This window comes from Citrobacter sp. Cpo109 (assembly GCF_030332565.1).
GTDB classification, from domain to species: domain Bacteria; phylum Pseudomonadota; class Gammaproteobacteria; order Enterobacterales; family Enterobacteriaceae; genus Citrobacter; species Citrobacter portucalensis.
The window spans coordinates 55,748-77,767 of the sequence record NZ_JAOWHQ010000069.1 but is presented as its reverse complement, the minus strand read 5'-3'; the positions used below and the strand labels follow the sequence as shown (position 1 = coordinate 77,767).

Genomic DNA, 22,020 nt, shown 5'->3' with positions numbered 1-22,020 from the left:
GCTCCTAACCGCACCGTCATCTAGTGGCGAAATGTCATCTTATTAATAAACAAGACGTTTATGCTGGCAGGCCGTTTCTCCCGTCATTCAAATAACGCTTACTCCTTTCAGTCTCACAGTAAAAATCTCACAGTAATCAGCAGAAATGGCGGCGTTTTTGTGATCGATTGCTCATTTTTTCGCCTTGACAGTGGAATGTTAACGGTAAGCTCCCTTACTCTCATCTTGAATATAAAATCATGATGGAATATATATTCCAAAGAAGAGGTACTATGAGCGAACAAAGTATTGCCCTGTGGGGGCGGTTTGAGTATCAGGTCACGGACGTTGACGATCCTCGCCATTTTACCGACACCGAGCTATCAGCCACCTTTACCTGCGGCGAAGAATCCCGCACGGTTTGGGGCTTTTACAACGGTAACGGTCAGTTCATACTGCGCTTTATGCCGGATATCCCCGGCGTCTGGCACTATCGCATCAGCTCAAATATTCCTTCGCAGTCCGCTGTCGAAGGAACGTTTACCTGCGTCCCTGAAACACAGTTAACCGGCCCGGTACAGCGTGATGGCGACGGGCACTTCCGCTATGCCAATGGCAACGCGTTTTATCCTTTTGGTACCACGGCCTACGTCTGGAACTATCAACCGGACGATATACAGCAACAAACGCTGGCATCGCTGGCGGCGAGTCCGTTCAATAAAATTCGCATGTGCGTATTTCCTAAACACTATCGCTACAATCTGCAGGAACCGATGCGCTTCCCCTTTCCGGGTACCCTCGACCAGGGATTTGATTTTACCCGCTTCGATACCACCTTTTTTACCCAGTTGGAGAGTCAAATACAAAAGCTGGATGAACTGAATATTGAGGTGGATTTGATCCTCTTTCATCCGTACGACCGCTGGGGATTTTCCGCCATGTCGCAGGAGACCGATCGCCGCTATCTCCGCTACGTGGTGGCACGCCTCGCATCGTTTAAAAATATTTGGTGGTCGCTGGCCAATGAGTTCGACCTGCTGAAAGAAAAACCGATGTCATTCTGGGATGCCGCCATAGCGCAAATCAAATGCGAGGATCCCTCTTCGCACATGATCTCCATTCATAACTGGCACAACCCGCCGATCCACTACCGCTCAAATGCGCACTGGTACGATCATCACAATCCCGCGCTCACCCACGCCAGCATCCAACACCACGATATGCACTTTGTCCCGGAATGGCGGCAGACATTTGCCAAACCCATTGTCATTGACGAATGCTGCTATGAAGGCAATGTCGATCTCGGCTGGGGCAATATCACCGGAGAAAAAATGACTGCATTGTTCTGGCATGGCGTAATACTCGGCGGCTATGTCACTCACGGCGAAACATACCTGAATGAAGATGAGATTATTTGGTGGTCACATGGCGGCACGCTCAAAGGAGCAAGCATCCCGCGCATCGCTTTTTTGCGCAACATCCTTGAGGAAGGACAAGCCAAACGCCTGGCGCCGCTCCCGTGGGGCAGCCACTGGGATACGTCGATGGGGATAAGCTGCGAGGGCAACTGGGGACTGTTCTATTTTGGCGATCATTGCCCTGCCTACAAGATGATGACTATGTTGCCGGAGAATACGGCGTGGAAGGTCGATATCATTGATACCTGGGCCATGACGATCACGCCGGTTGCGGGGGTTATTCAACACGGTGACAAGCTGGATCTACCGGCTAAGCCATGGATTGCTCTACGCTTAACAAAACTCTGATGACTACAGCCAGCCCCAGGGGCTGGCGATGACTTGACTCGCCGCGGCGTCACCCTTTAACCAGATTGCGCGCTGTCGGGTAGTCGGTGATCAGTACGTCTATATAATTCCCCTGCAGCGCGCCACGGATCGCATTCTGTTTTTCTACCCCGCCCGCCAGCGCTATCACATGGTTGCAGTCGCGGATCTGCGCCAGCTCCATACCGATAACCGGGTCTTCCTCATGGCTGAGTACCGGATTGCCTGCCGCGTCGTAATAATGCAGACAGATATCACCGACCGCGCCGCGTTCGGCCAGCAGTCGCAGCATCTCTTCGTTGTAATAGTTTCCTGAATTTTTCAGCAATTGAGAAGGTTCCAGCTCCCCGATGCCGACAATCGCCACATCCACTTCAGCAAATTTTTCGACGACCGCCGCCACGTCCGGGCTGTTAACCAACCGAGAACGTTCTTCCACCGAATGCTCAATACTTTGCGAAGGTAACAGCCAGGCCGGGCAGCCGAGGTGTGCCGCCAGCTGTTGCGTCAGAATCGTGGCCTGCACGTTACCGTTTGGCCCCACGCCGCCCAATAGTTGGATCACACCTGCCGCCCGGATATTTTGCGGGTGCATTTCATCAACCATACAGCGAATGGTGCTACTCCAGGAGGAAATACCGACCAGGTCTTCGGCACGCAGACGAGTTTCAACGTAATGTGCCGCCGCACTGCCAATGGCATGCTTAATTTGCGTACTGCTGGGGTTGTCGCCAACATCCACAACAATCGCCTGGCGAAGACCAAACCGCTCTTCAATGGCTTTTTCCAGCTCGACAAAGATATTGGTCGGCTGTACGACGGTGATTTTCACCAGCCCTTCTTTCTGACAACGCGTCAAGGCACGGGAGACAAAGGACTGCGACAAATGCAGCAGCGTGGCGATTTCAGACTGTTTTTTATTTTCGGCGTAGTAAAGTGTGGCTATCTTAACCAGCAACCGCTGTTCATCCTGCTTTGACATAGCATTCCCCCTGGTAAACTGCCTGTTATTTTTATTCATACCTGAATAGATAACAAGTCATCTGCGACTTTCCGGTTATCGCGTTAGTGTGATCCTTTTCTCTTTTCGCCAAAAATTGCTGCTACAAGGCGTAGACAAATACTCAGACAAGGCATATCTTTAATCATGAATAATAAATCAGTAGTGAATATTTATTCTAACCGATAACGACCAACTGTTTTAGCTGCATATTACGCAGTGGATAGCGAGACAGTTGCACTACTGCACCCACATGGAATATTTATTCACTAGAGATTAAACATTCAAGAGGTGTCTTATGAATCCGTTTTCGCTCTCAATACCAGAGCTAGTCAAGAAAGCACGTGCGGTACGTCGTCGCATTATCGTGTTGAATGCAGAAAGCCCGGCGGGGGGACATACCGGCGCTGACCTGTCGCAGGTCGAACTGCTGACAGCACTCTATTTTCGCATCCTGAATTGCTCACCAGAGCTTATAGCAAGCGATGAGCGCGACATCTACATCCAGTCGAAAGGTCATGCGGTGGGCGGTTACTACTGCGTGTTGGCTGAGGCTGGTTTTATTCCCGTGGACTGGCTAGCGACCTATCAGCACGCCGATTCACACCTGCCGGGTCATCCGGTGAAACACAAAACGCCAGGGATCGAACTGAATACCGGAGCGCTCGGTCACGGTCTGCCGGTCGCCGTGGGCATTGCGCTGGCAGCTAAACGTAACAACAGCAAGCGCCGGGTGTTTGTCGTTACCGGTGATGGAGAACTGGCGGAAGGAAGCAACTGGGAAGCCGCACTGGTCGCCGCCCACTACAAGCTGGATAACCTGATTATCATCAACGACAAAAATAACCTCCAACTTGCCGGCGCAACCAAAGAGATCATGAACACCGATCCACTGGATGAGAAATGGCGCGCCTTCGGTATGCAGGTCACAGAGTGCCGCGGTAATGATATGAGTGATGTGGTGCGCACGCTGGAAGGGTTAACCCCGGAAGGTAAACCGCACGTCGTCATTGCCCACACCACCAAAGGGGCCGGGATCTCCTTTATTCAAGGCCGCCCGGAATGGCACCACCGCGTGCCAAAAGGGGAAGAAGTTGAACTGGCGCTGGAGGAACTGAAAGATGCGTAATAGTGAACACCTCGCCACCGTGATGGTGAATACCTTAATTGCCGCAGTCGAGCGCGGAATGGACGTTGTACCCGTCGTTGCTGACTCCACGTCTACGGCGAAAATTGCCCCGTTTATGAAGGAATTTCCCGGTCGTCTGGTCAACGTGGGTATCGCCGAACAGACGCTGGTTGGCGCCGCCGCCGGCCTGGCGCTGGGGGGCAAAATCGCCGTCACCTGTAATGCCGCTCCGTTCCTTATTTCGCGGGCCAATGAACAAATCAAAGTCGACATTTGCTACAACAACACCAACGTGAAGCTGATCGGCCTGAACGCGGGCGCCAGCTACGGCCCCCTCGCCAGCACACATCACAGTATTGATGACATTTCCGTTCTGCGCGGTTTTGGCAATATTGAAATTTACGCCCCATCCTGCCCAGTGGAATGCCGGCAGATTATCGACTATGCCTTAAGCCACGTCGGCCCGGTTTATGTTCGCCTCGACGGAAAAGCCTTACCGGAACTGCACGACGAAAATTACCAGTTCACTCCGGGTAATATCGATATTCTGCGGAAAGGAACAGATGTCGCGCTGGTTGCGATGGGCTCAACCGTCCATGAAATTGTCGAGGCTGCCACAGTGCTGGAACAGGCAGGTATTGATGCTAGCGTAATCAGTGTACCGTCAATTCGTCCCTGCAATACCCAACAACTGTTGGCGGCATTAGCCCACTGCAAAGCCGTGGTCAGTGTGGAAGAGCATAACATTAATGGCGGCGTGGGAAGCCTGGTGGCCGAGGTACTGGCAGAAGCTGGCTGCGCCATTCCGCTGCGCCGACTCGGCATTGGCGATGGTCAATATGCCATCGCGGCCGATCGCGCGGCAACGCGTGCCCGCCACGAAATTGACGCCGCTGGCGTCGTGAAAAACGCCGCCGCGCTGTTGCAGCGCCACACGATAAAACAATAACAACAGAACACTTACTGGAGAAAGCGATGTCACGAATTCCTCAACAGTTGACCATGGCGGTGATTATTGGCAATCGGGGATTTTTCCCAAGCTATCTGGTTGCTGAAGCCCGCGAACAAGCCAGCGTGCTCTTTGCGCGACTGGGCATTAAAACCATTATGCTCGACGATACGCAAACGGAACTCGGCGGGGTAGAAACCCGCCAGGATGCGAAAGTGTGCGCCGAACTTTTCCGCGCTCACCGCGACGACATTCACGGCGTGGTAGTGCTGTTGCCGAACTTTGGCGATGAAAAAGCAATAGCCGAAACGCTGCGCCTGTCAGGCCTGAATGTCCCGGTACTGGTTCAGGCGCAGGAAGATAACCTTGATAAAATGGGGCTTGCCACTCGCCGTGACAGCTTCTGTGGAAAAATTTCCCTGTGCAATAACCTGCGTCAGTACGGCATTCCATTTACGCTCACCACCCAGCATGTCTGCGATCTGGCCGGTGAGGTTTTTGCTCAGGATCTGAAACGTTTCGAACAGATTTGCCGTGTTGTCAGCAGCATGCGTGGCGTACGCGTCGGCGCTATCGGTGCTCGTCCGGCTGGATTCAATACCGTTCGCTACAGCGAAAAATTACTCGAAAGACTGGGTATCGCCGTTGAAACGCTGGATCTGTCTGAAGTCTTTACCCGCATCAAATGTCTGCGCGATGACGATATCCGGGTGGATGAAAAACGTCGTCTGCTGCTGGATAACGCCGATGCCAGCGCCATTCCCGCCGACAAACTCGTCACAATGGCAAAACTGTTTGTCGTCATCAGCGAATGGGTCATTGCTAACGATATAGATACCACTGCGATCCAGTGCTGGACTTCGCTGCAGGAAAATTTAGGCATCAACGTATGCTCAATCATGAGCGTGATGTCCGGGCAGTTAATGCCCAGCGCATGCGAAGTGGATGTGATGGGCGCGCTGTCAATGTACGCCCTCGCCAGCAGTAATTTAAGTCCGGCTTCCATTGCTGACTGGAATAACAATTTCGGCGACGATCGTGATAAATGTGTGCTTTTTCACTGCGGAAACTTTGCATCAGCCAGTCTGGAGAGCCCCAAAATGGGCACAGCGGACATCATCGGTACCACCGTTGGGAAAGAGAACACCTGCGGTGCAGTACATGGACGCATGAAAAGCGGCACACTGACCTATTTCCGCCTGAGCACCGACGATTTAACCGGTGAAATCAAAGCGTACGTCGGAGAAGGCCAATCGGTAGACGATCCGCTCGATACGGTTGGCTGTCGTGCAGTAATCCAGGTGCCGCAGCTGGAGAATTTACTGGCGTGGATCTGTCGTAACGGTTTTGAACATCACGTGGCAATGAACCATTCCGCCAGCGCCGAGGTGCTGCATGAAGCCTTCACCCGCTATCTCGGGGTGGATACGTTGTTCCATCGCTAATACTCAGGGAAACAGAGAGGCTGGAGAAAACGATGTCAGCAACGAAAGACATTATTATTGCGCTTGATGAAGGCACCACCAATGCCAAAGCCGTTGCGCTGGACGGTCGGGGAAATGTGGTCGCGAAGTTCTCCCGCGCGCTGGCGATCCACACGCCTCGCGAAGGTTGGGTTGAACAGTCCGGCGACGCGCTGCTGGAGGCCTCTCTGGCTGTAATGGCGCAAGCAGTTGCCGCCGTAGGTACACAGCGGGTGGCGGCGCTGGCGATCAGCAATCAGCGGGAGACGGCAATCGGCTGGTATCGCGCAAGCGGGCGTCCGCTCGGCCCCGCCATCACCTGGCAATGCTCGCGCACAGCTGACTTTTGCCGGACGTTGCGCGAGCAAGGTTATGAGGCGAAAATAAAATCCACCACCGGATTGCCCGTCGCCCCACTCTTTTCAGCCTCTAAAATGCGTTGGCTTCTGGAGTCCGTCCCCAACGGCATGGCGCTCGCGCAGCAAGGCGAAATTTGCCTCGGCACTATCGATAGCTGGTTACTGTGGAATCTTACCGGCGGTGCGGCGTTTCGTTGTGACGCCTCCAACGCTTCGCGCACGCAGTTGCTCAATCTGCACAGCGGCCAATGGGATAGCGAGATGCTGGCGCTGTTTGGTATCCCACTACAGGCGCTGCCAGAAGTTTGCCCTTCCAGCCATCATTTTGGCGTGACGAAAGGTCTGGCGACCATCCCCGATGGGATCCCCATTCTGGCGATGATTGGCGATTCTCATGCTGCGCTCTTTGCCCACGGGCTAGGTGCTGAAGGTTGTGTTAAAGCGACCTATGGCACCGGCTCATCGGTGATGGCACCGGTATCTTCAACGCAGTCTGCGGTGAATGCGCTGGCAACAACTATTGCCTGGCATGATGGCGATACCCGGGTCTATGGTCTGGAAGGCAATATTCCCCATACCGGCGATGCCGTGGCGTGGATGGCCGACAGTACCGGCTTAAGCGAACTGCCGGAGGAGCAACTGTTACATGAACTCAATACTCTGCCCGCCACGGTCGACTCGACGCTGGGCGTCTATTTTGTTCCGGCACTTACCGGGCTGGGCGCGCCCTGGTGGGATGAAAGCGCCCGGGGGTTAATTCATGGCCTCAGCCGCGGTGTGAAACGCGCGCATCTGGTGCGAGCCGCGCTGGAGTCTATTACCTATCAAATTGCCGATGTGGTGCAAGCGATGCACCAGCACAGCGGTTTTAGCCTCAGCGCGCTGATGGTTGATGGCGGGCCGACAAAAAATGATTGGCTGATGCAGTACCAGTCCGATCTGCTGGGTTGCCCGGTGATGCGCAGCGACATTCCCGAGCTTTCAGCCATTGGCGCCGGACTGCTGGCACGCAAGGCGCTGCTCGGTACAGAAACCGCTCAGCTACGCCATTTTTTGCCCGACCACATATCATTTCAGCCAAACGCAGAGCGTCACGGTCGATTGCAAAAACGCTGGCACGAGTGGCAAAGCGCCGTTGAGCGTACGCGCTGGCAAACACCTTAGCGAGTCAGCAATCATGATAAATTCGCCCGCAGTCACGACTGAGTGTGGGCGCTAATCACGTACAAACTCACCAATCGCCAGATAGGTGGCTTTTGCTTCCTGCGGGACTTTATCCTCCAGCATCAGATAAGCATGCGTCATCCCAGGAAAGTGAACATGCTGAACGGGTATCCCCTTAGCTTGCAGTCTGGCGACAAAAGCAAAATTCTCATCCCGCAACGGATCCAACCCACCACTGACGACCAGAGTGGGTGGAAAATCCTGGCTCAACGGCAGGTAAAGCGGAGACGTCTGTTTACGATCCTCTCCATTGCGGAAATATTGCTGAAAATACCAGCGTATTTTGCTTTCATCCAGTAGCTTTCCGGTACCGTTCTCCTGCACCGACGGCCAGTTCAGCGTGTAGTCCAGGCTCGGATAAATCAGCACCAGGCGATGAATAAATCCTGGCTGCTCGCGGGAAAAGTAGGCCGCCAACGTCGCACTAAATGCACCGCCACCGCTGTCGCCGATAAGCGTAAGCTGGCGGCTGTAAGGAATATGCTGACTTTCGAGCAGCGACCAGACGTTTTCTATTACGGCTTTTGCATCAGAAAGACCAGCCGGATACGGGTTTTCTGGCGCAAGTCGATAATCAACCGACACAACGATATTTCCTGTCGCCATCGCCAGATGACGGGTAACCGGATCATACACGTCCACCGAACCGCTCAGATGCCCACCGCCATGGATAAACACCACCACCTTCGGCTCTCCGGTCAGTGCCGGGCGATAAATCCGTACCGGGATGCGACGCTCTCCGGTATCCACTTCCGTATTGATAATCGCCGCCATCGGTTCTGAGGTGGACACATTTGCTTTTGTCAGTGCTGCTAACCCTGCTCTTGAGCTGAGCGTGTCGTAACAAAGGTTGGGATTGCGAGGTTGTGCGGCGAGAAAATCAGCCAGAAGCGCAGGCGGTGTTTGCGTCAGCGAGCCGTGTTCCTGTTGCCAGCGCTGTTGATAGCCTTGCTGTAGCATCTGCACAGTCTCAGCGTTGGCTGTCTCACAGGAAAAGCACTCTGCCATCGACTGGCGTTGCCGCCCGTGTTCATCAAAGTTCTCTGCGGCCAACCAGCGCTGTAACACGGCGTCACACTGGGGCCATTCGCGATCAATCATTGATAACCAGTCGCTGTCGCGATTACGCCCCTTGCGCACAATCTTCTGGCGAAAGCGACCTTCGAAGATAAACCCAAGGCGTTCCGCTGCCCGTCGAGAAGCGGTGTTCAGAGAATCGCATTTCCACTCCACGCGACGATAGCCCAACGCAAATGCCTGGCGCAGCAGCAGCCAGATGCTTTCGGTGCCAAGAACCGTATTTTTCATACGCGGTGACCAAGTCACATGACCAATTTCGACCGAACCGTGCTCTCGTTCAATCGCCATAAAACACACCAGTCCGACAGCTCGTCCTGAACGCTGTTCAATGACGGCATAGGGAACCAGAGATGCATCAGTAACTTTCCCCTGCACCCAGCAAGCTGCGGCCTCAACGCTTGTGGGGCGAGAGCTTGCAAGCCAGGTCCAGTCGCGATCGTCCAGCGCCTGCGCGTAGGCATCAAACAGATCGGCGGCATGGCTGTCGGCATCCAGGGGAACCAGTCGACAATATTGCCCTATCAGCGTTTCCCGTGGCAGTACGGCAGCGCCATTCCAGTCCGGCACGACATCGCCGACGGTCTGCCCATAAAGATTTATTTCCGGCACGATTCAACCCCAGTAGCGAAGTAAAAAATAGTTATAACACCGGCCATTACACCTTCAAAGCGTCGCAAGGGTGATTTTGACGACGAACAGAAAATCAGCAGTCCTTCTATACTGATTAAAAATCAACGCGGAAGAGAGCCTTATGCCACTACCCGATTTTCATGTTTCCGACCCTTTTACGTTAGGCATTGAACTGGAAATGCAGGTGGTCAATCCGCCAGGTTACGACCTGAGTCAGGACTCCTCCCGGCTGATTGATGCCGTCAAACCGCAGCTCTCCACCGGAGAAGTGAAGCACGATATCACCGAAAGTATGCTGGAGATGGCGACCGGAGTTTGCCGAAATATCGACCATGCTGATGCTGAATTGTCCGCTATGCAGCAGATAATTATGCGAGTTGCTGCAGAGCATCACCTCGCCATTTGTGGCGGTGGCACACATCCATTTCAAAAATGGCAACGTCAGGAAGTCTGCGATGACGAACGCTATCGGCGCAACCTGGAAAATTTTGGCTATCTTATCCAGCAAGCGACGGTATTCGGCCAACATGTGCATATCGGCTGCGCAAACGGCGATGAAGCCATTTACCTGCTACACGGCCTGTCGCGATTTGTCCCCCATTTTATTGCGCTCTCGGCCGCCTCACCTTATATGCAGACGTCCGACACGCGGTTTGCCTGCGCGCGCCTGAATATTTTCTCCGGATTTCCCGATAATGGCCCGATGCCATGGGTGAATAACTGGCAGGAATTCGAGGGGCTATTCCGTCGACTGGCTTACACCAGCATGATTGATAGCATTAAAGATTTACACTGGGATATCCGCCCCAGCCCGCACTTTGGCACGGTAGAGGTTCGGGTAATGGATACGCCGCTGACCCTTGATCACGCGGTCAATATGGCAGGACTTATTCAGGCTACCGCCCACTGGTTACTCACCAAACGCCCGTTCAAACACCATGAGCGTGATTACCTGTTGTATAAATTCAATCGTTTTCAGGCCTGTCGCTTTGGTATGGCGGGAATCGTCACCGACGTCAATACCGGCGACGGCTGCCGCCTGTCAGAAGACACATTGCGATTACTGGAGAATATCGCTACCTCTGCGGGTAAAGTGGGCGCAACCAGCGCGATTGAAGCTATACATCTGCAGGTTAAAAATGGTCATGATGAAGCACAAAACATGCGTGACTTTGTCGCCGAAGGCGGGTCACTGAGTGGCCTGGTGAAAAAGCATTGTGAGATTTGGGCGGGGTTGTAAGCGTGGGTATTTGCGTTGCCCGCTGAGATCCCGGACAATAGCTTTTTAACTCAAGTTTAACAATGTCATGAAACACCCGCTTGAATCACTGATGACTGTCGCAGGGATCCTGCTACTGGCTTTTTTGTCTTGCCTGCTGCTGCCCGCCCCCTCGCTTGGCCTGGTGCTGGCGCAAAAACTCGTCGCCATTTTTCATCTGATGGATCTCAATCAGTTTTATACTTTGCTGTTTTGCCTGTGGTTTTTACTGCTAGGCGTGATTGAATATTTGGTGCTGCGCTTCATCTGGCGGCGCTGGTTCTCGCTGGCGGATTAGGCCCGCGAGAACCCCTCTGCTGTTAATGCGTTCGGCTATGATTTTCTTTGCGATAAGCTCCCGGCGGCTGGCTGAACGTACGGGTGAAAATACGCGTAAAGGTCTGCTGCGAATCGAATCCGTATTTCAAACAGATGTCGTACACTTTCTGGTCGGTATCGCGTAGATCGCGCGCCGCCAGCAGCAGCTTGCGCTCGCGGATGTAACGCCCAAGACTTTCGCCTTTGTACTGCATAAAAAGACGCTGCAGGTGCCATTTGGAATATCCCGCATGGCGTGCAATATCATCAATGCGCAATGGCTGATTCAAATTATCATCAATCCATTCAACAATCGTATCAATTACCTGAGCAGAAATCGTCATCATGCTCTCCCCTGTATTCATTGAGTCACCTGTTGCCACCAGGCCGTAAACGGTTGGTCCGGTTCGGACAGTATTACCGGTTCACCCAGCATTGGCGTCAGCAGTCGGTAATCCTGATGACGGCTGGCAAGCGCCAGTCGTTTGTATGGATCATCCCAGGTATGTTTCGCCAGAACGAAACGGCCGGCATGCCCTGGCAACACAGCCTTCGCATGTAGATCTGCCGCAGCCTGCGCCGTCTCTTCCGGCATCATGTGAATAAACTTCCAGTCCTGGTCATACTGACCGTTCTCCATAATCGCCAAATCGACAGAGCCAAACTGCTCGCCGATGGCTTTAAAATGCGGTCCATAGCCGGAATCGCCGCTGTAATAAACGTTCTGCTCCGGCGTTTCGAACATGAAGCTCGCCCATAGCGTTTGGTTGCGTTTGATACCGCGTCCCGAGAAATGACGAGCAGGCAGCACATGAACGATCAGCGAATCCGTCACTCTGACGGACTGATTCCAGTCCCGTTCTTCGATTATCTCGCTGCGCATCCCCCAATAACGCAGATGCGATCCCACGCCAAGCGGCGTAATCACCCGCTTAATTTTCGGCATTAACGCCTTAAGGGTGGCAAGATCCAGATGGTCATAGTGATCGTGCGAGATAATGAGCAGGTCTATCTCCGGCATCGTCTGTGCGGTCCACGGATAATCACCGGCAAAGGCCTTGTTCAGGAACGAGAACGGTGCGGCATAATTGCTGAACACCGGATCAATCAGGATTCGTTGACCTGCCAGCTGTAAATACCACGAAGAATGGCCCAGCCAGACCAGGGTATCCTGCTGCGGCGAAAGCCCGGCGAGATCGGTCGCGACCATAGGTAACGGTTGTGCTGGTCGTGCATTTTCACGCTTAGCGACCAGAAACTCCCACCAGGCCGCCAGCATGCCTTTGTTGCCGGTATAGCCCGGTGTCGGCACCTGGTTATGAAACTGTCCATCACGATAGTGCGGTGACTGTTCAACCTGACTCAGTTGTGCCCCTTGCGGTGCCTGACCAAACCCGGCATTGAGTACAAACGGTAAACTTGCAGCTGCGGCAATAAGCATAATAACAACCACACAAACTGTGAGACGCTTCATATCCTGACCTTAAACGCGCCCCTTTCCGCTGGTTTGCGCGACTGACTCTTGATTATGAGTGAGTAAGCACTCATTATAGAAATCGAAAGTTCTCCGTCAAGATGATTTTCAATCTTTGACATTCGCCGTTGCGGCGCAGCAAACGCCGTGATTCAATCATGTTTTTTACAGAATTAAGGGTAAAGTGTAGTGGCTCGTCCGAAGAGTGAAGACAAAAAACTGGCATTACTGGAAGCTGCAACCACAGCATTTGCACAATCAGGTGTTGCGGCTTCGACCGCCGTGATAGCCCGTAATGCAGGGGTTGCGGAGGGAACGTTGTTTCGCTATTTCGCGACCAAAGATGATTTGATCAACGAGCTTTACCTCTTTTTGAAGCAAGACCTTTGTCAGTCGATGATGGCAAATCTCGATCGCTCAGTGACCGATGCCAAAACCATGACTCACTACATCTGGAACAGCTACATTAGCTGGGGCCTGAACCACACCTGCGGGCATCGCACGATTCGTCAGTTGGCGGTCAGCGAGAAAATAAGCAAGGAAACCGAACAACAGGCTGACGATATGTTCCCGGAACTGCGCGATCTTTGTCATCGTTCCGTACGACCCGAGTTTATGTCTGACGAATATCGCGCCTTTGGCGACGCGCTGTTTCTTTCTCTGGCAGAAACCACCATGGAGTTCGCCGCCCGCGACGCTGCCCGCGCAAATGACTATATTTCGATGGGATTTGAAGCCATGTGGCGCGCACTGACCCGCGAGGAACAATAATGGACGGCCAGACCCTACCTGCCTGTGCGAAACGCCTTGCGCTTGAACTGCCTTTTACCGAACACTGCTGGCCATTTGGCCCGGAATACGATGTCTTCAAGGTTAGCGGTAAAATTTTTATGCTGGTCACGGAGCTTCGCGGACGGCCGCTTATTAACCTGAAATCCGATCCGCAAAAATCACTGTTAAACCAGCAGATCTATCCCAGCATTAAGCCCGGCTATCACATGAATAAAAAGCACTGGATCTCGGTCTATCCTGGTGACGATATTACCGAGTCATTACTGGCAGAGCTGGTGAATGATTCCTGGCACCGCGTCGTCGACGGCTTGCCGAAGCGGGATCAAAAACGCCTGCGTCCAGGTTGATTTATCGCTAACCCCAATAAGTGTTTTTGCATTTTCCTGTCTTATCTTTTTCCTGCTAACCCTGTACCCTGCTGAAACAAAACGCACCCGCAGGGTATGGAAAATCACCAGGAGTAGTTATGGATATTGTTTCTGTCGCCTTAAAACGTTACTCCACTAAGGCATTCGATCCGAATAAAAAACTGACCGCTGAGCAGGCCGAAAAATTAAAAACGCTGCTGCAGTTTAGCCCGTCCAGCACCAACTCTCAGCCATGGCACTTTATTGTCGCCAGCACTGACGAAGGTAAGGCGCGTGTGGCTAAATCCGCAGCCGGCGGCTTTGTATTCAACGAACGTAAAATGCTGGATGCTTCCCACGTCGTGGTGTTCTGCGCCAAAACGGCGATGGACGATGCGTGGCTGGAACGCGTGGTGGATCAAGAAGAAAGCGATGGTCGTTTCGCCACGCCTGAAGCGAAAGCCGCAAACCACAAAGGCCGCACTTTCTTTGCCGACATGCATCGCAAAGAACTGAAAGATGACAACCACTGGATGGCAAAACAGGTGTACCTGAACGTCGGTAACTTCCTGCTGGGCGTTGCGGCGATGGGTCTGGATGCTGTGCCGATCGAAGGCTTTGATTCAGCAGTCATGGATGCAGAATTTGGCCTGAAAGAAAAAGGTTTCACCAGCGTAGTGGTGGTTCCTGTGGGTCATCACAGCGTAGAAGATTTCAACGCCGCGCTGCCGAAATCTCGTCTGCCGCTGGAAACGACGCTGACGGAAGTCTAATCCTCCGCATTTGCATAAGCTCCGCACAGCGGTCATCATAGACCGCTGTTTATTAAGGAGACATTATGCAGGAATTGATATCTCAGGTAGAAGAACTCGGCATTGAAATAAATCACACCACCTCGCTGGTGATGATTTTTGGCATTATTTTTATCACCGCCATTATTGTTCACGTTATTTTGCACTGGGTGGTACTACGCGCATTTGAAAAGCGCGCCAACGCCAGCTCCCGCCTGTGGCTACAAATCATCACGCAGAACAAGTTATTTCACCGGCTGGCATTCACCCTGCAGGGTATCATTGTCAATATACAGGCCGCACTCTGGCTACAGAAAGGCAGCGAAGCCGCAGAAATATTAGTAACCTGCGCACAGCTGTGGATCATGATGTACGCCCTGCTGTCACTGTTTTCTCTGCTGGACGTTATTCTCAATCTTTCGCAAAAACTCCCTGCTGCGTCGCAACTGCCGCTAAAAGGCATATTCCAGGGCATCAAGCTAATCAGCGCAATCCTCGTCGGAATATTGATGATTTCCCTGCTGATTGGCCAGTCACCGGCAATACTGATAAGCGGTTTGGGTGCAATGGCCGCCGTGTTAATGCTGGTGTTTAAAGACCCTATTCTCGGTCTGGTGGCCGGAATACAGCTCTCCGCCAACGATATGTTAAAGCTTGGCGACTGGCTGGAAATGCCGAAATACGGCGCAGACGGTGCTGTTATCGATATTGGCTTAACCACCGTCAAAGTGCGCAACTGGGATAACACCATCACCACGATCCCAACCTGGTCGCTGGTATCAGACTCTTTTAAAAACTGGAGCGGAATGTCGGCTTCGGGTGGTCGGCGAATTAAACGCAGCATCAGCATTGATGCCACCAGTATCCATTTTCTTGATGAGGATGAGCGTCAGCGGTTGCATAAAGCCCACCTGCTGAAACCGTATTTAACCACACGTCACCAGGAAATCAGCGAGTGGAATCAGCAATTAGATGCGCCTGAATCGGTATTGAATCACCGCCGGATGACGAACATTGGCACCTTTCGCGCTTATCTGAACGAGTATTTGCGTCATCATCCGCGTATTCGCAAAGATATGACATTAATGGTGCGCCAGCTTGCGCCAGACGATCATGGTTTACCGATTGAAATTTATGCCTTTACCAATACGGTGGTCTGGCTGGAATATGAAAGTATTCAGGCTGATATCTTCGACCATATATTTGCCGTAGTCGAAGAGTTTGGCTTGCGCATTCATCAGTCGCCTACCGGAAACGATATTCGTGCGCTGTCTGGCGCGTTTCAGCGATAAAGCTCAGGTACTGGCGCGTGAAATATAGCGCCAGTCCATCATCACCCTTTCCGTCTGCGCGTCAGGATTTTCTATTTTATTCAGCAACAATCCTACCGCTTTGCGGCCTATATCCCGTGAGGGCTGCTCAATGGTCGAAAGCTGTGGAGAAACCATTTCTGCCAGTTCCGTACCGTCGAAACCAACAACGGCGATATCCTGCGGGATCTGTAATCCGGCATCGAAAATAGCGCGCATCGCACCAGCGGCTAACGTGTCCGATACGGCAAACACCGCGTCGGGTTTCACCTCTGCGGCAAGTAGTGTTTTCATCGCCGCAATTCCTGCACTGGAACTTAATTCACTGGCATATTCCACAGCCTGATATTCAAGCGACAATGCATGCAGCGCCGCTTTATAGCCGCGTTCGCGCAAACGAGCATATTTATAACTCAGGTCATGATTGATTAAGGCAATTCGTCGGTAGCCCTTATCCACCAGGTGAGATATCACCGACTGTGCGGCGTCAACATCGTTAATCCCCACGCAGGAAACCGCGCCTTTGTCAGCATATTCCGCGCACTGAACCCAGGGCGCATCGCCAATCAGCGTAGTCAGTTCCGGTAATTTTGAGAATGCATCCATGGTGATAATGCCATCGACGATTTTCCCCGACAGGAGCTTCAACGCCGATTTTGAGCGGGCTGTATCCGAGCCGGAATTGCACAGCAAAATGCGATAGCCATTCTTCTCCGCCTCCTCTTCAATGCCTTTAACAACCTCTGCACAAAAAGGGTTGGCAATGTTGGAAACCATCACCAAAATCATCGAACTACGTGCCGTACGCAGCTGACGCGCCAGCAGGTTGGGCTGATAATTGCTTTCTTTAATAGCCTGTAGCACGCGCTCGCGATTTTTGGCTTTGACGGTATCACTGTGATTCAGCACACGCGATACCGTCGCCACCGACACACCGGCAAGCTGGGCGATTTTTTGAATAGACATAACGACGACACATCCTGCGGTTTACGCTTTGCGTTGAGGCTACCATAAAATCGCCGACTGGCGAACCGGATGCGTGTTTAGCGCTGTACTGATATCCAACGCTGCTGCTGATGGCTTTTTATAATTGCATCAATGATATACATCACATCCGCACCATCAGAAAAAGACGCAAATCGACGCTCTGCCGTCGCGGGCATTTTGCCTGCCAACACAGCCTGATAAAACTGCTGCATCATATTCTTGAACGCATCCGGCCAGCCCTCAATATGCCCGCCCGGAAAGTGCGCACTGGCAGCTACATCAGCATTCATCAATCCAGGGTCGTCCGTCAGGATCTGGTTCGCCTGCTGACGGTGCCCGACCCAAAGCTGTTGCGGCGTTTCCTGATCCCAGTGCAGTGAACAGTGGCTACCGTTAATTTCAAAGCTCAGGTGATTCTTGCGCCCTGCACTCACCTGCGAAACGCTAAAGCAGCCTTTGCTGCCATCATCAAAACGTACTAGCACCGATCCACGATCTTCCGTCGTAACCGCTTTATCCTCAAATTGCACATCAGCCGTTTGCTGGCCAAACGTAGCGTTACTGGCAATGCTGGCTTTACGTACCGGCCAGACGATAGCCAAATCGGCCATCACCTCGACAATACGTTTTCCAGTCACGAATTGCACCGTATCACACCAGTGCGAACCGATATCCGCTACCGCCCGCGAATCCCCACCCTGTGCGGCATCGACCCGCCAGTTGTAGTCAGTCTCCAGCAGCATCCAGTCCTGCAAATAGCTCCCCTGAACGGCAAACAGACGGCCCACGCTGCCGCTTCTGACCATACTGGCCGCCTGCTGCACCATTGCAAACTGGCGATAGACAAAGCTCACGCCGTGCACCACTCCCGCCCGTTGTGCCAGCGTTTCCAGTTCACGAGCCTCATCCGGCGTCATACACAGCGGCTTTTCTGAAAACACGTGCAGGCCCGCGCGTAAAATCTGCCGATTGATGTCGGCATGCAGATGATTCGGCGTACAGTTATGCACTACCCGCAGTCCGGGATGCGCCAGCAGCGCCTCAACGCTGCCGTACGCATGAGGAATATGAAGAGCATCTGCGCGTTCCTGGGCAACCGCCAGCGAGCTATCACAGAGCGCCACCACGTTCACACCGCCGAGTCGACGCAATGCCTCAATATGTGCAGGCCCAATAAATCCGCTGCCAATAATGCCAACCTGTATCATTTGCGTACCTCATCGCCAGCGGCGAAATCATCAAATGCGCGTGCAGAAACCGGAATAATATGGCGGCGTATAAAATCGCTCCCTTCACTCGCCCCGGTTTGCGCGTCTTTCAGGCAACACTCCCATTCCAGCACCGCCCAGCCAGGGAAATCATATTGTGTGAGCTTGCTGAAAATCGTTTTGAAATCAACCTGCCCGTCCCCCAGGGAACGGAAACGCCCGGCGCGATCGAGCCACGGCTGATAACCGCCATAGACACCGCTGCGGCTACTGGCGTGGTACTCAGCGTCCTTGACGTGGAAAGCTTTAATACGCGAGTGGTAGACATCGATAAACCCAAGGTAATCCATCTGCTGCAATAACAGATGGCTCGGGTCATAGAGAATGTTGCAGCGAGGATGATTATCAACCAGTGCCAGAAAACGCTCGAACGTCACGCCATCATGCAGATCTTCGCCGGGATGGATCTCGAAGCAAACATCCACCCCATGATGATCAAAGCGATCGAGAATCGGTCTCCAGCGACGCGCCAGCTCCAGAAAAGCCTCTTCAAAGCGCTGACGATTATGCGGTGGCCACGGGTAAAAGAAAGGCCATGCGAGCGAACCTGAAAACGTGGCATGTGCCGTCAGCCCCAGTCTTTGTGAAGCCGCAGCGGCCTGGTGTAAGGTTTCGATGGCCCACGCCTGTCTGGCCTGCGGATTAGCGCGTACAGACGGCGGAGCAAATCCGTCAAAAGCGTCATCATAAGCCGGATGGACGGCAACCAGTTGACCTTCAAGATGGGTAGATAATTCGCTAATCACTAACCCATGCCCGGCCAGCATTCCGCGAATATCATCACAATAGGCCTGACTTACAGCAGCTTGTTCGACATCAAACAGCGACTTGTGATTACACGGGATTTGTAATGCCTTATAGCCCAGCTCCGCCGCCCATTTTGCCACGCCCTCCAGGGTGTTAAATGGCGAGCGATCCCCGATAAATTGCGCCAGAAAAATGCCAGGTCCCTTGATGGTTTTCATAACCCCTCCTGAAAATTACGCCTGCTCTTTGTCGTCATACTTGAAAGAGAAAAGGAAAATCACGGCAATCACTGCGGCAGCGACTGCCGGGATCCACCAGAATGTAGTCCACGCCTGAGGCACGGTTTGCCCCGCCACCAGCCGGTTGTAAAGTGCGCCTGAAATTTGCGAGCCCAGCAGCATACCGATCCCATAGGTAAACATGACGATCATGCTTTGCGCCTGACCTTTTACTTTTTCCCCGGCGATACGATCGGTGTAAATAAAGCCGACCACGAAGAAGAAGTCGTAGCACACGCCGTGCAGCAGAATGCCGAGATACAGCAGGAATCGGCCCTCTTCGCTGATGCCGATGGCAAAGAAGGCATAACGCACGAACCAGGCGCACATCCCGATTAACAGCATGTATTTCACGCCCAAACGTCTGAACAGGAACGGGATCACCAGCATGAAGAATATTTCAGACATCTGACCAAACGACATCGCCGTACTGACGTCGCCGACGCCCGCATCAGCAAGAAACGACGCGGTATACGCGTAATAGGTTCCCAACGGTACAGAGATAAGCGTCGCGCAGAGCGAGAAGACAAAAAAGTGACGGACCTTGAGTAAGGCAAAAGCATCCGCACAAAACAGATCACGAACTTTAACCGGCAGTCCTTTCGCCGGTGCAGGCGTGTTGGGCAACGTCAGGCTGTAGAGCGCCAGAATCACAGAGATAATCGCCGCCAGCGTAAAGATGCCGGTGGTGTCCGAAATTCCGGTTACACCGATAAAGATCCCCGCGACAATCCAGCCAATGGTGCCAAACACCCGTACCACAGGGAAGGTTTTGTCCTTATCCGACAGGCTATGAAAAGCAATATTGTTGGTAAGCGCCAGCGTTGGCATGTAGCACAACGTGTAGCCAAACAGCAGACCAATCAACAGTGCACCGTTTTGCGCCATCAATGCCTGCGGAACAAACCACAGGATTGCCGCGCCAGCAAGGTGCATCACCGCCATCACCTTTTGCGAGGCAAAAAAGCGGTCTACCAGCATCCCTAAGACGAATGGCGACAGAATAGAGGCAATGGGCCCGGCTGAAAACGCATCGCCAATCAACAGCGACATGTTGTGCTGGCTCATCACCAGCCCCAGCGTGACGGACCAACTTCCCCAGATAAAGAACTGTAAGAACATCATTAGCGACAGCCGGGGCACCAGCAGCCGGTACTGTACGCTCTGTTTTCCACTACTTTCGGTTGTTGACACCATTTTTTGCCCCACCCTTAAAAAGTAATCGATTACAAAATAGATTCAATAGAAAAGTAATCGATTACAAAATAAAGATCCTGTCAGCAGCAACAAAATTGCGAGAACGGTCACGATAAACGTTGAGTGAGGATCCGATCCCATCCTGACGATGGGATCGGTAATAACAAGATCGGTAGAAACTTAGCGGGACTTACGACGCAGCAGTTTGAAGGCAACAAACAGGAACAGGATCCACACTGGCAGCAGGATAGCTGACAGGCGCATCTCATCCATCGTACACATCAGCACCAGAATCATGCCAAGGAAAGCAATACACAGGTAGTTCCCTGCCGGATATAGCAGCGCTTTAAACTGCGTGTCACGTCCCTTACGACGCATCGCCGCGCGGAATCGCAGATGTGCCAGGCAGATCATAATCCAGTTCAGCAGCAGCGTCGCCACCACCAGCGCCATCAGTAGGCTAAAGGCCTTTTGCGGCAGCACATAGTTGATGAGTACCACCAGCGACGTAATCGCACCGGAAAGGATCAGTGAGTTCACCGGTACGCCGCGACGGCTGACGCGGGTTAAGAACTTCGGCGCGTTCCCCTGAACCGAGAGACCAAATAGCATACGGCTGTTAGAGTAGACGCCGCTGTTATACACCGACAGCGAAGCCACCAGGATGACAAAGTTCAGCGCAGAAGCCACCACGTTGCTGTCAAGATTATGGAAAATCATCACGAACGGGCTGCTATTGGATTTCACTTCCACCCACGGGTACAGCGCCAACAGCACCACCAGAGAACCGATGTAAAACAGCAGAATACGGTACACCACCTGGTTTACCGCTTTCGGAATGCTTTTTTGCGGATCCTGCGCTTCTGCGGCAGTAATTCCGATAAGCTCCAGCCCGCCAAAGGAGAACATAATCACCGCCAGCGACAGAATTAATCCGTTCCAGCCGGTAGCAAAAAAGCCGTTGTAACGCCACAGGTTATCGATGCTTGCATGTTCCCCGCCGTTACCGGAAAACAGCATCCACACACCAAAACCAATCATGCCGATAATAGCCAGCACTTTAATCAGCGCGAACCAGAATTCCGTTTCGCCATACAGGCGTACGTTGACCAGATTGACGGCGTTGATGATCACGAAGAATGCCGCGGCCCAAATCCAGGTCGGGACATCGGGCAGCCAGTACTGCATATAGATCCCGGCCGCTGTCAGTTCCGCCATGCCGACCAGCACAAACATCACCCAGTAGTTCCAGCCGGAGAGAAAACCCGCGAACGGTCCCCAGTATTTATAGGCAAAATGGGCAAAGGATCCGGAAACGGGTTCTTCCACTACCATTTCGCCCAGTTGACGCATAATCAAAAAAGCGATGATCCCGGCAACACCGTAACCCAGTAACACCGCAGGTCCCGCCATCTGAATCGCCGGGCCAATGCCCAAAAACAGGCCGGTACCAATTGCACCGCCCAGTGCAATTAACTGAATATGGCGGTTTTGCAACCCCCGCTGAAGCGTCGGCTCATTCGTTGACGCGGCATCAGACACGCTGGTGTCAGATGCAGTTGACGCGTTTTTCACGCCCTTCCCCTGTGTCGTTTTTATTGAAGGGGCTTCTTTTAACATTTCAACCTGGTTGTCGCAAGGCGCAATAATCGATTG

At 52.9% G+C, this 22,020-nt stretch carries 19 protein-coding genes and 2 pseudogenes; 11 read left to right on the top strand and 10 right to left on the bottom strand.

All coding sequences use genetic code 11. The features are described 5' to 3' along the window. The first annotated feature begins 272 nt into the window (after window positions 1–272). Window positions 273–1,745, top strand: a complete 1,473-nt coding sequence (locus tag OGY71_RS18315; protein WP_286613527.1) for an apiosidase-like domain-containing protein — start codon at window positions 273–275, stop codon at window positions 1,743–1,745. Between the two features lie 49 nt (window positions 1,746–1,794). Here the strand turns inward: OGY71_RS18315 and OGY71_RS18310 are convergent, their stop codons facing one another. Further along, a complete protein-coding gene (locus OGY71_RS18310) occupies window positions 1,795–2,745 on the bottom strand; it encodes a sugar-binding transcriptional regulator (RefSeq protein WP_048214728.1) in 951 nt (316 codons plus the stop codon). Between the two features lie 316 nt (window positions 2,746–3,061). Between OGY71_RS18310 and OGY71_RS18305 the strand changes: the two genes are divergently transcribed. The 4 genes from OGY71_RS18305 to OGY71_RS18290 are packed head-to-tail and all read left to right on the top strand — an operon-like array spanning window position 3,062 to window position 7,827. Beyond that, window positions 3,062–3,892 (top strand): transketolase, encoded by an 831-nt coding sequence (locus OGY71_RS18305; protein ID WP_032942640.1) that lies wholly within the window; start codon window positions 3,062–3,064, stop codon window positions 3,890–3,892. Next, entirely contained in the window at window positions 3,885–4,841 is a 957-nt protein-coding gene (locus OGY71_RS18300; protein WP_063940733.1) for a transketolase family protein, read from the top strand. The genes OGY71_RS18305 and OGY71_RS18300 overlap by 8 nt, the downstream gene beginning before the upstream one ends. A gap of 26 nt (window positions 4,842–4,867) precedes the next feature. Next, on the top strand, window positions 4,868–6,286 hold the full coding sequence (locus OGY71_RS18295) for an L-fucose/L-arabinose isomerase family protein (protein WP_063940734.1): 1,419 nt from the start codon (window positions 4,868–4,870) through the stop codon (window positions 6,284–6,286). A gap of 32 nt (window positions 6,287–6,318) precedes the next feature. Beyond that, a complete protein-coding gene (locus OGY71_RS18290) occupies window positions 6,319–7,827 on the top strand; it encodes an FGGY family carbohydrate kinase (RefSeq protein WP_063940735.1) in 1,509 nt (502 codons plus the stop codon). A 51-nt stretch (window positions 7,828–7,878) separates the two neighbouring features. Here the strand turns inward: OGY71_RS18290 and OGY71_RS18285 are convergent. Together OGY71_RS18285 and OGY71_RS18280 are read right to left on the bottom strand one after the other, a co-directional pair. Then, window positions 7,879–8,592: pseudogene (locus OGY71_RS18285) on the bottom strand (alpha/beta hydrolase); the annotation flags it as partial. A gap of 294 nt (window positions 8,593–8,886) precedes the next feature. Beyond that, window positions 8,887–9,576: pseudogene (locus OGY71_RS18280) on the bottom strand (GNAT family N-acetyltransferase); the annotation flags it as partial. A 142-nt stretch (window positions 9,577–9,718) separates the two neighbouring features. On the opposite strand from OGY71_RS18280, the gene OGY71_RS18275 reads away from it, so the two are divergent. Together OGY71_RS18275 and OGY71_RS18270 are read left to right on the top strand one after the other, a co-directional pair. Further along, the gene (locus tag OGY71_RS18275; protein WP_286613526.1) at window positions 9,719–10,837 is read left to right on the top strand and encodes a YbdK family carboxylate-amine ligase; all 1,119 of its coding nucleotides are present in this window, start codon (window positions 9,719–9,721) and stop codon (window positions 10,835–10,837) included. A 67-nt stretch (window positions 10,838–10,904) separates the two neighbouring features. Beyond that, window positions 10,905–11,153 (top strand): DUF1158 domain-containing protein, encoded by a 249-nt coding sequence (locus OGY71_RS18270; RefSeq protein ID WP_008784044.1) that lies wholly within the window; start codon window positions 10,905–10,907, stop codon window positions 11,151–11,153. A gap of 22 nt (window positions 11,154–11,175) precedes the next feature. Here the strand turns inward: OGY71_RS18270 and OGY71_RS18265 are convergent, their stop codons facing one another. Together OGY71_RS18265 and OGY71_RS18260 are read right to left on the bottom strand one after the other, a co-directional pair. Continuing rightward, window positions 11,176–11,517, bottom strand: a complete 342-nt coding sequence (locus OGY71_RS18265) for a RamA family antibiotic efflux transcriptional regulator (RefSeq protein WP_003021996.1) — start codon at window positions 11,515–11,517, stop codon at window positions 11,176–11,178. Between the two features lie 17 nt (window positions 11,518–11,534). Continuing rightward, window positions 11,535–12,647 (bottom strand): MBL fold metallo-hydrolase, encoded by a 1,113-nt coding sequence (locus tag OGY71_RS18260; protein ID WP_003831165.1) that lies wholly within the window; start codon window positions 12,645–12,647, stop codon window positions 11,535–11,537. Window positions 12,648–12,836: 189 nt separating this feature from the next. Between OGY71_RS18260 and OGY71_RS18255 the strand changes: the two genes are divergently transcribed. The 4 genes from OGY71_RS18255 to OGY71_RS18240 all read left to right on the top strand — a co-directional run bounded on the left by OGY71_RS18255 (window position 12,837) and on the right by OGY71_RS18240 (window position 15,869). Next, complete coding sequence (locus tag OGY71_RS18255) at window positions 12,837–13,418, top strand: TetR/AcrR family transcriptional regulator (RefSeq protein WP_003831164.1); 582 nt, start codon at window positions 12,837–12,839, stop codon at window positions 13,416–13,418. Then, window positions 13,418–13,786 carry an MmcQ/YjbR family DNA-binding protein gene (locus OGY71_RS18250; protein ID WP_003831163.1) on the top strand — a complete coding sequence of 123 codons (369 nt, stop codon included), beginning with the start codon at window positions 13,418–13,420 and terminating at the stop codon, window positions 13,784–13,786. Before OGY71_RS18255 ends, OGY71_RS18250 begins: the two co-directional genes overlap by 1 nt. 119 nt (window positions 13,787–13,905) lie before the next feature. Further along, window positions 13,906–14,559, top strand: a complete 654-nt coding sequence (gene nfsB / locus OGY71_RS18245; RefSeq protein ID WP_003831162.1) for an oxygen-insensitive NAD(P)H nitroreductase — start codon at window positions 13,906–13,908, stop codon at window positions 14,557–14,559. A gap of 65 nt (window positions 14,560–14,624) precedes the next feature. Beyond that, window positions 14,625–15,869 (top strand): mechanosensitive ion channel family protein, encoded by a 1,245-nt coding sequence (locus OGY71_RS18240; RefSeq protein ID WP_003831160.1) that lies wholly within the window; start codon window positions 14,625–14,627, stop codon window positions 15,867–15,869. Between the two features lie 3 nt (window positions 15,870–15,872). On the opposite strand, the gene OGY71_RS18235 is transcribed toward OGY71_RS18240, so the two are convergent. The 5 genes from OGY71_RS18235 to pheP form a co-directional block, all read right to left on the bottom strand. Beyond that, window positions 15,873–16,853: a LacI family DNA-binding transcriptional regulator gene (locus OGY71_RS18235; RefSeq protein ID WP_003831159.1), complete on the bottom strand. Its 981-nt coding sequence runs from the start codon at window positions 16,851–16,853 to the stop codon at window positions 15,873–15,875. 77 nt (window positions 16,854–16,930) lie between these two features. Beyond that, window positions 16,931–18,082 carry a Gfo/Idh/MocA family protein gene (locus tag OGY71_RS18230; protein ID WP_149335025.1) on the bottom strand — a complete coding sequence of 384 codons (1,152 nt, stop codon included), beginning with the start codon at window positions 18,080–18,082 and terminating at the stop codon, window positions 16,931–16,933. Beyond that, complete coding sequence (locus tag OGY71_RS18225; protein ID WP_063940739.1) at window positions 18,079–19,107, bottom strand: sugar phosphate isomerase/epimerase family protein; 1,029 nt, start codon at window positions 19,105–19,107, stop codon at window positions 18,079–18,081. The genes OGY71_RS18230 and OGY71_RS18225 overlap by 4 nt, the downstream gene beginning before the upstream one ends. A gap of 15 nt (window positions 19,108–19,122) precedes the next feature. Continuing rightward, on the bottom strand, window positions 19,123–20,364 hold the full coding sequence (locus OGY71_RS18220; protein ID WP_003831156.1) for an MFS transporter: 1,242 nt from the start codon (window positions 20,362–20,364) through the stop codon (window positions 19,123–19,125). Between the two features lie 180 nt (window positions 20,365–20,544). Beyond that, complete coding sequence (gene pheP / locus OGY71_RS18215) at window positions 20,545–21,939, bottom strand: phenylalanine transporter (protein WP_008784036.1); 1,395 nt, start codon at window positions 21,937–21,939, stop codon at window positions 20,545–20,547. Window positions 21,940–22,020 lie beyond the last annotated feature (81 nt).

Bases quoted from the DNA above. Each gene is read 5' to 3' on its own strand.
- OGY71_RS18315 (WP_286613527.1), top strand. From the start codon at position 273: ATGAGCGAACAAAGTATTGCCCTGTGGGGGCGGTTTGAGTATCAGGTC.
- OGY71_RS18310 (WP_048214728.1), bottom strand. From the start codon at position 2,745: ATGTCAAAGCAGGATGAACAGCGGTTGCTGGTTAAGATAGCCACACTT.
- OGY71_RS18305 (WP_032942640.1), top strand. From the start codon at position 3,062: ATGAATCCGTTTTCGCTCTCAATACCAGAGCTAGTCAAGAAAGCACGT.
- OGY71_RS18300 (WP_063940733.1), top strand. From the start codon at position 3,885: ATGCGTAATAGTGAACACCTCGCCACCGTGATGGTGAATACCTTAATT.
- OGY71_RS18295 (WP_063940734.1), top strand. From the start codon at position 4,868: ATGTCACGAATTCCTCAACAGTTGACCATGGCGGTGATTATTGGCAAT.
- OGY71_RS18290 (WP_063940735.1), top strand. From the start codon at position 6,319: ATGTCAGCAACGAAAGACATTATTATTGCGCTTGATGAAGGCACCACC.
- OGY71_RS18275 (WP_286613526.1), top strand. From the start codon at position 9,719: ATGCCACTACCCGATTTTCATGTTTCCGACCCTTTTACGTTAGGCATT.
- OGY71_RS18270 (WP_008784044.1), top strand. From the start codon at position 10,905: ATGAAACACCCGCTTGAATCACTGATGACTGTCGCAGGGATCCTGCTA.
- OGY71_RS18265 (WP_003021996.1), bottom strand. From the start codon at position 11,517: ATGACGATTTCTGCTCAGGTAATTGATACGATTGTTGAATGGATTGAT.
- OGY71_RS18260 (WP_003831165.1), bottom strand. From the start codon at position 12,647: ATGAAGCGTCTCACAGTTTGTGTGGTTGTTATTATGCTTATTGCCGCA.
- OGY71_RS18250 (WP_003831163.1), top strand. From the start codon at position 13,418: ATGGACGGCCAGACCCTACCTGCCTGTGCGAAACGCCTTGCGCTTGAA.
- nfsB (WP_003831162.1), top strand. From the start codon at position 13,906: ATGGATATTGTTTCTGTCGCCTTAAAACGTTACTCCACTAAGGCATTC.
- OGY71_RS18240 (WP_003831160.1), top strand. From the start codon at position 14,625: ATGCAGGAATTGATATCTCAGGTAGAAGAACTCGGCATTGAAATAAAT.
- OGY71_RS18235 (WP_003831159.1), bottom strand. From the start codon at position 16,853: ATGTCTATTCAAAAAATCGCCCAGCTTGCCGGTGTGTCGGTGGCGACG.
- OGY71_RS18230 (WP_149335025.1), bottom strand. From the start codon at position 18,082: ATGATACAGGTTGGCATTATTGGCAGCGGATTTATTGGGCCTGCACAT.
- OGY71_RS18225 (WP_063940739.1), bottom strand. From the start codon at position 19,107: ATGAAAACCATCAAGGGACCTGGCATTTTTCTGGCGCAATTTATCGGG.
- OGY71_RS18220 (WP_003831156.1), bottom strand. From the start codon at position 20,364: ATGGTGTCAACAACCGAAAGTAGTGGAAAACAGAGCGTACAGTACCGG.